This is a genomic window from Priestia filamentosa, from assembly GCF_900177535.1.
Classification (GTDB): Bacteria; Bacillota; Bacilli; order Bacillales; family Bacillaceae_H; genus Bacillus_I; species Bacillus_I filamentosa.
Genome location: NZ_FXAJ01000010.1, coordinates 41,451 through 56,007, shown reverse-complemented (window position 1 = coordinate 56,007; position 14,557 = coordinate 41,451). Strand labels below are relative to the sequence as shown.

At 36.7% G+C, this 14,557-nt stretch carries 13 protein-coding genes; 5 read left to right on the top strand and 8 right to left on the bottom strand.

The features are described 5' to 3' along the window. The first annotated feature begins 131 nt into the window (after positions 1-131). Positions 132-1,355 (top strand): 3D domain-containing protein, encoded by a 1,224-nt coding sequence (locus B9N79_RS22810; protein WP_085118999.1) that lies wholly within the window; start codon positions 132-134, stop codon positions 1,353-1,355. Between the two features lie 50 nt (positions 1,356-1,405). On the opposite strand, the gene B9N79_RS22805 is transcribed toward B9N79_RS22810, so the two are convergent. The 5 genes from B9N79_RS22805 to B9N79_RS22785 all read right to left on the bottom strand — a co-directional run bounded on the left by B9N79_RS22805 (position 1,406) and on the right by B9N79_RS22785 (position 9,251). Further along, on the bottom strand, positions 1,406-2,137 hold the full coding sequence (locus B9N79_RS22805; protein ID WP_040059885.1) for a vWA domain-containing protein: 732 nt from the start codon (positions 2,135-2,137) through the stop codon (positions 1,406-1,408). 97 nt (positions 2,138-2,234) lie between these two features. Continuing rightward, positions 2,235-3,650, bottom strand: coding sequence for an MDR family MFS transporter (locus B9N79_RS22800; protein WP_040059886.1), 1,416 nt, complete (start codon positions 3,648-3,650; stop codon positions 2,235-2,237). 369 nt (positions 3,651-4,019) lie between these two features. Continuing rightward, the gene (locus tag B9N79_RS22795; protein WP_040059887.1) at positions 4,020-5,165 is read right to left on the bottom strand and encodes a mannitol-1-phosphate 5-dehydrogenase; all 1,146 of its coding nucleotides are present in this window, start codon (positions 5,163-5,165) and stop codon (positions 4,020-4,022) included. 5 nt (positions 5,166-5,170) lie between these two features. Further along, positions 5,171-7,261 carry a BglG family transcription antiterminator gene (locus B9N79_RS22790; protein ID WP_040059888.1) on the bottom strand — a complete coding sequence of 697 codons (2,091 nt, stop codon included), beginning with the start codon at positions 7,259-7,261 and terminating at the stop codon, positions 5,171-5,173. An 85-nt stretch (positions 7,262-7,346) separates the two neighbouring features. After that, positions 7,347-9,251 (bottom strand): PTS mannitol transporter subunit IICBA, encoded by a 1,905-nt coding sequence (locus B9N79_RS22785; protein ID WP_019395552.1) that lies wholly within the window; start codon positions 9,249-9,251, stop codon positions 7,347-7,349. Between the two features lie 190 nt (positions 9,252-9,441). Between B9N79_RS22785 and B9N79_RS22780 the strand changes: the two genes are divergently transcribed. Both B9N79_RS22780 and B9N79_RS26980 read left to right on the top strand, forming a co-directional pair. Continuing rightward, positions 9,442-10,137 (top strand): GNAT family N-acetyltransferase, encoded by a 696-nt coding sequence (locus tag B9N79_RS22780; RefSeq protein ID WP_046218260.1) that lies wholly within the window; start codon positions 9,442-9,444, stop codon positions 10,135-10,137. Beyond that, positions 10,082-10,222, top strand: a complete 141-nt coding sequence (locus B9N79_RS26980; RefSeq protein WP_082864677.1) for a GNAT family N-acetyltransferase — start codon at positions 10,082-10,084, stop codon at positions 10,220-10,222. Before B9N79_RS22780 ends, B9N79_RS26980 begins: the two co-directional genes overlap by 56 nt. Before the next feature lie 34 nt (positions 10,223-10,256). On the opposite strand, the gene B9N79_RS22770 is transcribed toward B9N79_RS26980, so the two are convergent. After that, a complete protein-coding gene (locus tag B9N79_RS22770) occupies positions 10,257-11,225 on the bottom strand; it encodes a 2-hydroxyacid dehydrogenase (protein WP_046218261.1) in 969 nt (322 codons plus the stop codon). Between the two features lie 144 nt (positions 11,226-11,369). Between B9N79_RS22770 and B9N79_RS22765 the strand changes: the two genes are divergently transcribed. After that, positions 11,370-11,696, top strand: a complete 327-nt coding sequence (locus B9N79_RS22765) for a magnetosome magnetite crystal formation protein family (RefSeq protein WP_019395549.1) — start codon at positions 11,370-11,372, stop codon at positions 11,694-11,696. A 5-nt stretch (positions 11,697-11,701) separates the two neighbouring features. After that, a complete protein-coding gene (locus tag B9N79_RS22760; RefSeq protein ID WP_040059894.1) occupies positions 11,702-12,418 on the top strand; it encodes a MerR family transcriptional regulator in 717 nt (238 codons plus the stop codon). Positions 12,419-12,430: 12 nt separating this feature from the next. On the opposite strand, the gene B9N79_RS22755 is transcribed toward B9N79_RS22760, so the two are convergent. Beyond that, positions 12,431-13,450, bottom strand: a complete 1,020-nt coding sequence (locus B9N79_RS22755; protein WP_048896674.1) for a FecCD family ABC transporter permease — start codon at positions 13,448-13,450, stop codon at positions 12,431-12,433. Further along, positions 13,450-14,505 carry a FecCD family ABC transporter permease gene (locus B9N79_RS22750; protein WP_048896673.1) on the bottom strand — a complete coding sequence of 352 codons (1,056 nt, stop codon included), beginning with the start codon at positions 14,503-14,505 and terminating at the stop codon, positions 13,450-13,452. Before B9N79_RS22750 ends, B9N79_RS22755 begins: the two co-directional genes overlap by 1 nt. Positions 14,506-14,557: the final 52 nt, after the last annotated feature.

The window sequence follows — 14,557 nt, the reverse complement described above, 5'->3', positions numbered from 1 at the left end:
TTCCAACACATACCCTTGTAGTTAAATTGTAACACTGAGCTAATTACTCTGTAATACTTTTGAAACATATCTATGTTAATATGACTCTCGTTAGCTTATAAATCCAGAGTTAACAAAGGAGAGATATGTTTATGAAGAAGAAGATGGTTTCACTTTTAACAGCAACGGCTCTATCTGTAACAATCGGATCACAAGTATCTGCGAAAGAAGTCGACGTACAAAAAGGGGACACGCTTTGGGGAATTTCTCAAAAACATAACGTTTCAGTAAAAGACATTAAAAATTGGAATCACCTTACATCAAATAAAATTTTACCTGGGGACAAATTAACTGTCTCTGAGGAGAAAACATATACAATTCAAAAAGGTGATACTCTTTGGGGAATCGCCAAAAAATTTGACGTAACTGTTCAAGACTTAAAAAATGCAAATAACTTAACATCAGATATAATTCATCCAGGAGTTCAATTAACAATTACAGCTAACGCTCCGGCAGCTACACAACAAGCTCCGGTTCAGCAGCAAGCTCCTACTCAACAAGAGGCTCAAGCTCAGCAACAAACTCAAGCTCAACAAGAGGCTCAAGCTCAACAAGAGGCTCAAGCTCAGCAACAAGCTCAAGCTCAGCAACAAGCTCAAGCTCAGCAAGAGGCTCAAGCTCAGCAACAAGCTCAAGCTCAGCAAGAGGCTCAAGCTCAGCAACAAGCTCAAGCTCAACAAGAGGCTCAAGCTCAGCAACAAGCTCAAGCTCAGCAAGAGGCTCAAGCTCAGCAACAAGCTCAAGCTCAACAAGAGGCTCAAGCTCAACAAGAGGCTCAAGCTCAGCAACAAGCTCAAGCTCAACAAGAGGCTCAAGCTCAGCAACAAGCTCAAGCTCAACAAGAGGCTCAAGCTCAGCAAGAGGCTCAAGCTCAGCAAGAGGCTCAAGCTCAGCAACAAGCTCAAGCTCAACAAGAGGCTCAAGCTCAGCAAGAGGCTCAAGCTCAGCAACAACAGCAACAACAGCAACAACAGCAACAACAGCAACAACAGCAACAACAACAACAACAGCAACAAGCAACTGCATCTAAAACAATTACAGCTACAGCTACAGCATATACAGCTGACTGTTCTGGATGTTCAGGTGTAACAGCTACGGGAATTGATCTAAAAAGCAATCCTAATCAAAAAGTAATTGCTGTTGACCCAAGCGTGATTCCATTAGGTTCTAGAGTATGGGTTCAAGGCTATGGTGAAGCAATCGCGGGAGATACAGGTGGCGCTATTAAAGGTAACCGTATTGATCTCTTTATGGCTGATCAACATCAAGCTAAAAACTGGGGTTCAAGAACTGTTCAAGTTAAAGTTTTAAACTAATAGAATAATAGAAAAAGAGAATATGGTATTCATATTCTCTTTTTCATGCTTTATTTCCTTTGTATTCCAAAAATTCTCTTAAAAAATCCTTCTTTTTGATTATCTTCTTGTACATTTTTTATTACACCCTTTTTTTTGGCTGCTTTTATCCATAAAGGAAACTCGTTTAATAATTGATCATAAAGTTCACGATCTGAGGTGCTTTCAATATCCTCAATGTGTATGAAGTCTGCATTATCTACAATGCGAGCCTCTAGATCATCTAGTTTTTTTAAGAAATCAAAGTTTCCATTACCGATACCCACAAATTGCCAAAAAATTGGCTTTACTGCGCTTTTTTCAATAAGAGATTTAATATTTTTCTTACATCCTCCATCATTAATAAAGACAAGGAAAGTTGGATAATTACTATCTTCCTCTTCTATGTATTTTTTAATCACATCTTCCATAACAGGTAATTCATTGTTTCGGCCAAATTTATGAATGAGTTCGTCTTCTAAAATCACTCGGTTTACGTAGTCTTCAAAGTCTAGTTCAGTGACAGACTTCAGTCTTGAGAATTCATTATCATATACCCATACATCTAAAACTCCATCATCATCAAACTCGTGTGCTACAGCTAAGATACGTTCTACAACTTTCTGCACTGTTCCATTTCTATAAAGTGTTCTCATCGATCCTGTGATATCTAAAACAAGGCCTACACGAGCTTTGATGCCTCTTATATTCTTTTTCTCTAAAACCTGTTTTACATTTTCTTTCTGCAAATCAATTGTTATCATTTATACTCCCCTCTCCCTTTCCTTTTTTTTCATTATATCAAAACTTTATTTATGTAAAAAAGCTGTTCTCCTAAGAGAACAGCTTTTGATAAATAACTTATTTACTTAAGGCACTTTTTCTTGAGCCTTTTACAAAGATAGACATTAATAATGCTACGAAAGCAAGAACTCCAGTAACAAGGAATGCCATGTTGACTCCATGAATTTGAGCCACCAACTGATCAGCTGTCTCCGCATTTTTAGTTGCACTACTCATCACTGTAATTAAGACCGCTGTTCCAATTGCTCCTGCAACTTGACGCATTGTGTTATTCATAGCTGTACCATGCGTGATAAGCTCTCTTGGCAGTTGATTTAAACCGGCCGTTGTTAAAGGCATCATAACCATTGCCATCCCAAGCATTCTGACTGCATACATAATTGTAATAAGTGTAATTGATGTATGATCATCTAATATTACAAATGGGATTGTACCAATCGTTAGAAGCGCTGTTCCTACAAGAGACAATCCTCTCGCTCCTACTTTATCAAAGATTCGTCCTGTAATTGGTGACATAACACCCATTAGAATAGCACCTGGAAGAAGAATAAGCCCTGATCTTAAAGCGCTATAGTGCAGCATTCCTTGAATGTAAAGCGGTAAAATTGTTGCACCACCAATCATCGCTGTGAAAACAATCATTGCAATAATTGTTGTAAGTGTGAAAATTGGATTCTTGAACACTCTAAATTCTAAAATTGGTTCTTTTAATTTAAACTGACGAACAATAAATAAAATAAGTGTTACGATTCCAACGATAAGTGGGGCTAAAACAGATAAACTTCCCCATCCATTTGATCCTGCATTACTAAAGCCAAACAGCAAGCCTCCGAAACCAAGCGTAGATAAAATAATGGACAGAACATCAAGCGTTGGATTTTTACGCTCTGTCACATTTTTAAGCGCAAAGTACGCAAAAATAATATCTATAACTGCAATTGGGAAAATGAGATAAAATAAATAGCGCCATGAGTAGCTGTCAACAATCCATCCAGATAGTGTTGGTCCGATAGCTGGCGCAAAGGCAATAACAAGTCCAACCATTCCCATTGCACTTCCGCGTTTTTCAATTGGAAACATTAAAAGTAAAATTGTTTGCATGAGTGGTAACATAATACCAGCTCCTGCGGCTTGTAATACACGTCCTACAAGCAATACCGAAAATGTTGGGGAAATAGCAGCAACTCCTGTACCTATAGCAAATAGGCCCATTGCTGTTAAGAATAATCCTCTTGTTGAAAATTTCCCGATTAAAAATGCTGTAACAGGAATCATAATCCCGTTAACTAACATAAAAACCGTTGTTAGCCATTGTGCTTTTGTTGCATCAATTTTCAAATCAGCCATAATATGGGGCAATGCTGTTGCCAATAGCGTTTGATTCAAAATAGCGACAAAGGCCCCCGCAAGCAATACTGTCATAATCACTTTTACACTATACTCGTGATGTTTTTGTGTTGAAGTTTGCTCCATGAATGTCTCCCTTTCTTTTTAAATTGTTAACATATTAGTTTTGTAAAGCTCTTTACCATTTATAAACTTTTCTATTTACTAAAATTTCATAAAGTGAAATTATGTACGTAGGTGTACACTTATCCTCTTCCCGTTCCTTAACTTAATTATGCTAGGGAAAAACTTTCTATTTGTAATAGATAAATGTATGGTGCACTAATATATTCCGTCTTTTATCATAACATATATCGCTAGGGATTTTATCATAATACGCTTAGAACTATGTATTTCATTTCTAAAATCTTTCTTATCATATGTGGTTAGAATCTTCCCTATGCAAGGAAGAAAACTTATATAAAAGAAGCCGGGGATTTAATTCCCCAGCTTCTTTTATTCACCCTTCAAATTTTCATAATGCTGTACAATTTCTTTTATAATAGGGCCATCTTCATCAAGTTCACTAATCTGTGCTAGTACTGCTACAATCCCTTGTTCCTTAAGCAGGTTTTGCAGCTTCATTGCTTCTTCATCTTCTTTTGGAGCAAAGAGTAATGCAGCTGCAATAGCCTTAGCAAGATGTGTATAAGAAAGACCCGCTTTCTTCGCTTCAACTGCAGGACGCACTAATCGATCTTGAGGACCTAATTTACGAATTGGAGAACGTCCTACTCTTGTTACACTATCATTAAGATATGGATTTTCAAATCGGCCAATAATCTTCTCGATGTATGCACTATGATCTTCTTCATCTAATCCATATGCTTTCACTAGATAAGCCCCTGTTTCTTGTAACGTTGCCTTTACTTCTTCATGTATAGTGCTGTCTTGTAATGTCTCGTGAATCGTTTCTTTTCCTTTTAGATATCCTAGATAGGCAATAACAGCATGTCCTGTATTAACAGTAAACAGCTTTCTTTCAATGAAAGGAGCAAGCTCTGGGACAATTTTCATTCCTTCTACAGGAGGGATTTCTTCACTCGTTTCTACAACCCACTCATAGTACGGTTCCACTAAAACATCTAAAGAACCTTGCTCTGTTTGGATAGGTACAATACGATCAACAGCTGAATTAAAGAAACTTACTTTTTGAATAACAGCTTCTTTTTCTTCATTTTCTAGCACATTTAGAATATGCTCCTTAAGAATATCTGTTGCTGAAATTTGATTTTCACATGCAATAACATGCACTTTTTCTTCATTAGACTTTACTCGCTCAACAAGAGCTTTTGCAATAAGTGGAGCAATTCGTGGCAAGATATTTGGCCCTATCGCTGTTGTAATATATGTTGCTTCTTTAATTTCTTCTATAACTTCCTGTTCTTGCTGAAGATTATTTAGACCTGAAACATTCTCTACTGTGATAACTTCCTGCGGTTGTGCAGCTGTTTTTACTTGATAACTTTTATCCCTATTAAGTTGTTCAATAATTTGCTCAGCAATATCAACAAACGTAACATGGTATCCTGATTGAGCAAATAAAGCACCTATAAACCCTCTTCCAATATTTCCTGCACCAAAGTGAACTGCCTTTTTCATCTTTATCATTCCTTTATTAAATTATTTTGGAGATATTCATAAAATGTTTCTTCTAACTTTTGACGAATAATGTTTTCATTCGATGAAGAAAAAATCATCATTGCTTCTTTGTCCTCAATAAGTGTTGTACTAATAAGACTTAAGATTTCTTGCTGACGCGTACTTAAATTCTCTGGAGCTAACATGAATAACATGTTCCATACCTCCATGTCTTTACCATCCATCCCTTTAACAGTACATGCCTCTTCAAGATGAGCAATTTGAAAACTTAGAGTAGCAATAGAAGAATGTTTAGTATGGAAAAGAGCCATTCCTGTTTCAGGAATACCAAGCCCACCTTTTTCTTCTCTCTCTTCTAGCTTTTTTACAACTTCAGTCTTCTGAGAGAGCAGACCTTTATCTTCTTGCTGTTGAACAACCTTTTTTATGATTTCCTTATGATTAGAGAGGGGGGATTTAAAATGGAGTACTGTAAAATGATTAAGAATAGCTTCCATACTCCTATAAACATCTTCTACCTCTTTTAATACGTTACGAAAAGGTTTTTTCAAACGAGATGAAAAGGTTGCTTCATCATAATGAATAGTGGCATAGCTTTTATTTTTGGTTAAGTCCCCGATATGATTTTGCAGAAACTGATGAATTGATGAAACATCATCCTCATTTAGAAGAGGGGTCACTAAAATATAATCAAGATGTGTGAACGGAAGTCGTACAGTTGAAATAATCACATCATATTGAGATAAATCTCGATTCTGAATCTCCATTAAAGATGAGATTTCGACATACTGAATTTCAATGACTTCTTTCTTCACTCGACTTGCAAGCATTTTAGATGTGCCTATCCCTGTTGGGCAAACAATTAAAGCTTTCAACGCTATTGCTTCTTCACGCAGAACAAGTGCTGAGCCAAAATGGAGAACTAAGTACGCTACTTCGTCATCAGGAAATGATACTTCTTTAAAATGTTTCTCAAGACTATTCCTTACAGCCATAAATAAAACAGGATATTTCCTGCGAATATCTTCTGTAAGAGGATTAAACAAAGCCATTTTTTGTTTTATTCTGAAGAGTGATGGTTCCATATGAGCAAGCAAACCTTGAAAAAGTGAAAAATCATCTTCAAGATTTACATGAAGCTGAGCCGAAACCTCTTCAATCATTTTTTTAATTAAGCTACTAAGGATAATACTGTCATTATAAATATAATAGCCTTCTTGAAGTTTGGAGCCTTTAAAAATAATGGTTAAAAAGCAAATATCCTTTTCAGTTAATGCTTCTTGATCAGAATGAATGAAATCTGAGCAAATCTCCTCAATCAGTTTATATTCATGTGAAAACCGGATTGAATTGTCATATTCCTCTTCTAATAAAAAACCGTCACTTGTTCTTTGTATCGCAATACAAATATGAACAATTAATCCAATATAATCACTATCTGCAAGTTTTGAAATGCTAAGCTGCATTGTTCTATTAACAGCTTCTTTTATTTTAATTAGATGTGGAACCTTAAGGTAGTGCAATACTTCTTTTTTATCATTTCCAAAGTTCTCAGTATGAAATAAATCTTGGATCAATTCTTCAGCAAAGTGCATAAGCAAATAAGCAGCTAACATTTTACGCTTACTTTCTTCACTTCCATGGAGACTAACTCCTACACCTCGTTTTCTTAACAATGTAACTTTAAAATCTTTAAGCCAATCTGCTAATTCATCTAGATAGGAAGATAAAGTTGTCGTACTTACCCCTAGCTCTCGCGAAAGCACTTGAAGCTTAAAAGATTCTTCACCTCTTATTAAAGATAAAAGCAAAATTAACTTGCGCTGTTGTGGTGATTGATCAACAGGTTCAATGTGCATTAACGCTTGAACTAATTTAAAAACATGTTCATTCTTTCCCATAATCATTAGCCCATTATCGCTTGTTCGTTCAAGTGTTAAGTCAAAGTTTTTTAGAACTCTCTCAATAGCTCTCAAATCTCTATGAACTGTTCTTACACTAACATTTAGAAACGTTGCAATTGAAAATGGCGTATGTTTACCTGATGTTTTAATAATCAGCTCAATAATTTCCTTTTCTCTTGAGGTTATAAACAAAATATCAGCTCATTTCTTATAACGTGAAATGTAGTACAGAAATGCATAAATAGAAAGGCACCTGGATGCCTTTCTATTTTATACATTAGCTTGAAGTCCCTTCACCGTTTAAAAGCTCCATTAGTTCTTCAGCTGTTTCAGCTTTTACCATCTTTTCGATGTTTGCCATATCAGAGCAAGTAACTGCTATTCCTGATAGAATTTCAAGGTGAGTTCCATCTTTCCCAGCAATACCAAAGATTAAGCGAACCTTTTCACCATCAAAGTCCACTCCTTGTGGAACTTGAAGAACGGTGAAACCTGATTTTATTACTGCTTTCTTCGCTTCCTCCGTACCGTGTGGAATAGCAACATCATTACCCATAAAAGTAGATGTCATATTGTCACGCTCAATCATAGCTTCAATGTAACTTTCTTCAACATATCCGCTATCAACTAAAACACGTCCTGCAAATCGAATAGCCTCTTCCTTATTAGCAAATTCCTGATTCAAGAACACATTTTCTTTTCTTAATAAGCTATCATCCTGTTCAACTGGAGCAGATTCTTCTTCCACTTCTTCCACTAACTCTTCAGTTGGTATATCATGATCATTTTTCAACTTATCAATGAGCTTGTCATATTCTGGACTTGATAAGAAATTATCAACAGAGATGTGATAAGCATCTGGTAGTTTATTTTGAGCACGCGGTGTTAGCTCCTCTTGTGTAATAACAATTTGAGCATCACTCGGCAGATTGCTAATAGCTGTGTTTGTAACTGAAATAGATAATCCTGCTTCTTTTACTTTCTTGCGAAGTAGTGAAGCACCCATTGCACTAGAACCCATACCAGCATCACATGCGAAAACAATTTTTTGAACGTTGTTTGGCATATTTCCTTGGTTGGTTGTAAGTGTACTTGCTACAGAACTCTTTTTCCCTTTCATTTCCTGCATTTTTTTAGAGGCTTCTTCAATGTCTTCTGCTTTCTCTTTTCCAGTTTTTAGAATTAGTGATGCAACTGCAAATGAAACAATAGTAGCAACAAGGACACCCGCAATGTTTGCCATATAGGCGCCACCTGGTGTTGCTGCAAGAATTGCTAAAATGCTTCCCGGAGATGCAATAGCTTGTAACCCTCCACCAAGTAATACAAAGGTGAATACTCCACTCATACCTCCTAAAATAGCTGCAACGATTAATAATGGACGCATTAAGATGTAAGGAAAATAGATTTCATGAATCCCACCAAAGAAATGAATAATAGCTGCCCCTGGTGCAGATTGTTTTGCTGATCCTCTGCTAAAGAATGCATAAGCAAGGAGAATTCCTAAACCAGGCCCTGGATTTGCTTCGAGAAGCAGTAGAATAGACTGGCCATCTGTACGAATTTGCTCAGCTCCAATTGGAGAGAGAATTCCGTGGTTAATTGCATTATTTAAGAATAATACTTTTGCAGGTTCAATAAGAATACTTGTTAATGGTAAAAGACCATGAGCAACCATCCAGTCTACACCAACCATTAACCAGCCTGTAAAAGTATCAACAGCAGGTCCAACTCCTAGAAATGCTAAGATAGCTAAAATACCACCAAGAATCCCCGCAGAAAAGTTATTAACAAGCATTTCAAAACCAGTTTTAACTTTCCCTTCAATTGCACGGTCAAACTTTTTAATAACATAACCGCCAAGCGGTCCCATAATCATAGCACCGAGAAACATCGGGATATCAGAACCAACAATAACTCCCATTGTTGCAATAGCTCCCACAACTCCTCCACGCTGCTCGTGAACGAGCTTACCTCCTGTGTATCCAATTAATAAAGGAAGTAAATACGTGACCATCGGATCAACTAACTTGGCAAGGCTTTCATTCGGAAAGAAACCTTTTTCAATAAATAGAGCTGTAATAAGCCCCCAAGCAATAAATGCGCCAATATTCGGCATTACCATTGAGCTTAGAAAGTTACCGAACTTCTGTACAGCAACTTTTATATTTGATTGAGCCATGTGCTCTCTTCCTTTCTATGTGTATTAAGACTTATAATAACTACAGCTATAATGTTAGGATATGAATTGCTTTCATTCAACAAAGAAGAAAACTAACTTTGTCGCAGAAAAGAAGACAAAGCTTTTGTAATGGCTCTCAACTACATAATCTTCTTCACGTTCTTCCAACTATATCTTTAGGAGGGAAATTATGTTGAACTTATCAAAATTAGATTTCGTAAAAATAATTCCCTGTTTAAATAATAATCCTCTCTCGCCAACATTTGCTTATGCTGTTGCACACGGTGTCATAGAAGGAGATATTTTTGTTAGTAGTTGTTCCACAATTGATATGTTCTTACTCAAAACTCGTTCAGGGCTTTATTTTGCGGATGGAGATTTAAATCATTCATTCTTCTGTTCTTGGTTTAGAGATTATCTCTCTCAAAAAGCTACGGAAAAAGCAAATCGGTTTACTTTCTTTTCTCCCAACAAAATTTCAGATCAAAAAATACGCAATACAATCGGGGATCATTGGAAAGAAATGCAGCGATGCTCTTTTGACTTTAATCCTTGTGCATATAGTTCAGGTTTCCCTTCCTCTTCTTCCATCAAAGAAATAAATTACAACTATATCAAGGAACATAAGGAGTTCAATAAATCCTACTATAACGAGTATTGGGGATCTGTTCATAACTTTCTGCGTAACGGTTTTGGGTATTGTGTAGTTGATCACGACCAAAACATTTTAAGCACTTGTACGACTATCTTTCGTGGAGGGACGTTTGCTGAAATAGATATTTCAACATCTCCGCAACACCAAGGAAAAGGGCTAGCAACTAAAGTGGCTCATGTCTTCATTAAACACTGTTTGCAGCAGCAACTTACGCCTTCGTTGGGATTGTGACCTTAACAATGAAAGCTCTAAACACCTCGCTAAAAAACTTGGCTTTCATACCCCTAAAACTTATACTATTTTTGCAAAAAAATAAAAACATGCTCATATGTTTGAGCATGTTTTTATTTCTATGCTTGCACTTCAAACGGTAGTTTCTCCCCTTTTATTCCAGCAACTAAATTTTCTGCAGCCATCATAGCCATTTTCTTGCGAGTTGCAATACTTGCACTGCCAATGTGAGGCACTGCTGTTACGTTAGGAAGAGAAAGAAGTGGATGAGAAGCAGAAATAGGCTCTTCTTCAAATACATCGAGGCCCGCGGCCCAGATTTCCCCCTCTTTTAATGCCTTGTACAAGGCTTGTTCATCTACATTTGTTCCACGAGAAACATTAATAAACACAGCACTTTCTTTCATTAATTGAAACTGTTCTGTTCCTATCATATGTCTTGTTTCTTCAGAGCCTGGAGCTAGCAATACAATGAAGTCGGATGTTTGAAGAAGCTCTGTAAGCTCACAATATGTAACACCCATTTCCTCTTCAATATGAGGCTTTTGATTTCGGTTATAATATACAACATCCATATTAAATCCAAGAGCTCGTCGGGCAACACCTTCACCAATTCTTCCCATACCAATGATGCCAAGTCTCGCTCCGTAAATGTCTTGTCCTGTTAACAGCATCGGCCCCCAGCTTTTCCACTTTTCTTCCTTTATATAACCTGCTCCCTCAACAATGCGCCGACCCGCTGCCATAAGTAATGTAAAAGCTAAGTCTGCAGTTGTTTCATTCAAAACAGAAGGCGTATGACCAACAGCAACCCCTTGTTCTCTAGCATATTCCATATCAATGTTATCAAAACCAACAGCCATTGTGCTTATCACTTTCAAATGTGGTGCACTTTCTAAAAGTTCACGATCAATCTTATCTCCTACATTTGTATAAAGAGCATGAGCATTGCGGATTTCTTCTTTTAATCGTTCATAAGGCATTGCTATTTCTTCTTCAGGCCATATATATAATTCTCCGTACTTTTTCATCATGTCTAACGATTCATCAGGAATTTTTCGTGTAACAACAATTTTATACTCCCCCATACCTTTTCCTCCCCTATTCCTATTAGTGTTTCTTCTTTTACTATACAGTGCCCGTTAAAAGGGATTCAACAAAATAGTATCTTGAATCTTCCCTTACGTCACCCTTTACACTCAATAATAAAAGAGAAGAAAGGATGAAAAACAATGAACGTAAGAAAGAAAGAAAAAGTCATGGTACAATTAATGCTGGGAACCTCCCTTATTTTAGGATTTATTCCACCGCTTATTATGTTTCTTGCTTCTAGAAAAAAGAAGATTTTTTATAGAGAAACAAGTCGTAAAGCTTTAAATTTCCACCTAACCATTTTTCCATTATTTTTAGTTAGCTATATTCTCCCCTCTTCATTTAAGTCATTTTCATATATCATTCTCATAATTGAATCATTTTCTATTTTAAATGCCATGATTTCCATATTAATTCATAAACCTTACAAGTATTGGGCTCTTCCATATTTAAAGGAACGAAGGTGATAAAGATGGAACGACAGATGTTAACAATTGGGGAACTGGCAGCTAAAACAGAGGTAACAATTCGAACGTTACGCTACTATGATAAGATTGCCCTTCTTAGTCCACGTCATTATAGGGAAGGTGGACATCGGCTCTATCAAGATGAAGACGTCATGCGTTTAAAGCAGATTCAATCTTTAAAGTTAATAGGCTTTTCTTTAAAAGAAATTAAAAATCTATTAGATAAGAGCTCTATTGAACAAGAACCTTTGCATATAGCAATTGATTCTAAACTAGCTCACCTTAAAGAGGAACGAGATTCAATTGAGAAAACAATTTCTGCCTTGTATCATATTAAAACAGTAACTTCCAATCATCAGAATATTGACCTTCGCTTATTTTGTTTTGTTCTATATTCTTTACTTTGGGATGAGAGAGAAAAACATAGTGAGAGTGAGCTTTCCATCCAAAACTTTACAGAAGAAGAAAGAAAAAAGCTTGATCAGCAGTACTTTACTCTTTATACTGAACTGAAATATTTAGCAGAAAAAGATATTTCTCCTTCTTCCTCACAAGCCAGACAGCTGTATTCTAATATGCAAGACCTTGTAAATAGAACAATTATAGGAGATAAATTCTCTCCAACTCCTCTTGCCATTTCTAATGAAATTTTTAACCCTTTTACTGAAAAAGAGCTGAGTTTTTTAAAGTCTTTGACAAAACATCAAAAAGACCAGTCTTAAAAGACTGGTCTTCTAAGCTTTCTTTATTAATAAATAAAGAAAATACGGTGCTCCAATTACCGCTACAACGAGGCCAACAGGGATTTCCGAAGGCGCCAAAATATTTCTTGCTAATGTATCTGAAACAAGAAGAAGTAATGCTCCTATTAAGGCTGTAACTGGCAAAAAACGCTCATGACGTGGACCTACTAATCTTCTTCCTAAATGAGGCGCTACAAGCCCAAGGAAGGCAATTCCTCCTCCAACCGAAACGGAACTTCCCGCTAGGGCAACCGCAATAATAAGCAAAGTTCTACGCTCTTTTTCAACTTTTGTACCAAGCCCTGTAGCTACTTGATCTCCTAAATTCAACACATTTAAATAGCGCGATTTGTATAAAGTGAAAGGTATGAGAAGAACAACCCATGGCAAAATAGCCAATACAAATGTCCAACTTGTTCCCCAAATACTTCCCGATAACCAAATGGAAGCTTGTTTAAAATCATTTGGACTCAATTTAAGCTGAAAAATAATAAGTAATGCAGCGAAAGCTGAGTTAATTCCAATCCCTACAAGAACAAGACGAGTTGGAGTTATACCATTTTTCCAGGAGATAATATAAATTAAAATTGCTGCAGCAAGCGCTCCTAATAAAGCTGTAAACGGTAAAGCAAAAATAGAGAATGCGCCAAGGCTTCCAGTAGTGCCTCCAGAGAAAAAGATATATAAAACAACAGCAAAACCAGCGCCAGCATTAATCCCTAGAATACCTGGGTCTGCGAGATCATTTTTTGATACTCCTTGCATGATAGCTCCCGATATCCCTACACCTGCTCCAATTAAGATGGCAATCACCATTCGTGGTAAACGAAAATCAAATAAGATAACTTCGTTTCCGCTTTCTCCCTTACCAACGATTGTTTGTAGAACTTCAAAAGGAGCTAATTTGATATAGCCAATATTAAGACTCAGAAAGAAAGCACCAATAATAGCTATAAAGAGCAAAATCATAACTGTCCACATTTTTCGGTCTTGTTTTTTATATTCTTGCATTAGAGCCTTCTCCCTTCATTTCGTGCTAGATAAAGGAAGAATGGCACGCCAATAAGCGCCGTCACAGCACCAACAGGTGTTTCAAAAGGTTGGTTAATCATTCTCGCAGCAATATCTGCTATAACGAGCAATAAAGCTCCTAAAACAGCTGAACAAGGGATAATAAATCTATAATCCAATCCAACAAGGAATCTAGTAACGTGAGGAATAACCAGACCAATAAAACCAATAAGGCCCGCCACTGAAACAGCTGCGCCTGTTAAAAATAAAACGGTAATAGTACCAATTACTCTTACAGCTGTTGTATTTTGACCAAGCCCTTTTGCAACTTCTTGTCCTAAACTTAATACAGTAACAGATCTCGCAATAAGGAGGGCTAAAATAAGACCAATAGCTGTAAAAGGGAGAAGCAGGCTAATGCTTTCCTTCTGAACCCCTGCAAGGCCTCCTGCATACCAAAAACTTAAATCTTTTCCAACATCAAAATGAATACCAATTGCCGTTGAGATCGAATCAAGAAGCAGAGAAATAGCTGTTCCTGCTAAAGCAAGCTTAACAGGTGTTAATCCTCCCCTTGAAAGAGAACCTATCCCAAACACTAAACAAGCGCCAAATCCTGCTCCTACCATCGCAAAAATAGTTAGTGAAAATGAAGAGGAATGAGGGAAAAATGCAAGAGCAATAGCCATCATAAATAAAGAGCCTGCACTAATTCCCATAATAGATGGAGAAGCAAGTGGGTTCCTTGTCATACCTTGCATAATAGCGCCTGAAACAGCTAAAGATGCACCAATCAAAGCAGCCCCTATTGCTCTTGGCAGTCGCAGTCTTTGAATAATCTGATGAGAAGTTGAAGCTGCATCAAATTGAAAGAGACTTTGCCAAACAGTTGAAAGTTTGATATCTGCTGCTCCAATTGAAACAGAAGCACCAATAGCTAAAACGAGTATTCCAAGACCTAGAAATATAATTACAGAAGCAATTAAAGGCTTGCCTTTAATCTCTTTCTCTTCTTCAGCTCCCTGCTTGTCCTTTGTCTGATTGCTTTGTAACATCTATAATCCTTCCTTTTACCTTTAAGTGATATTGATAATCTTTTTCATTATA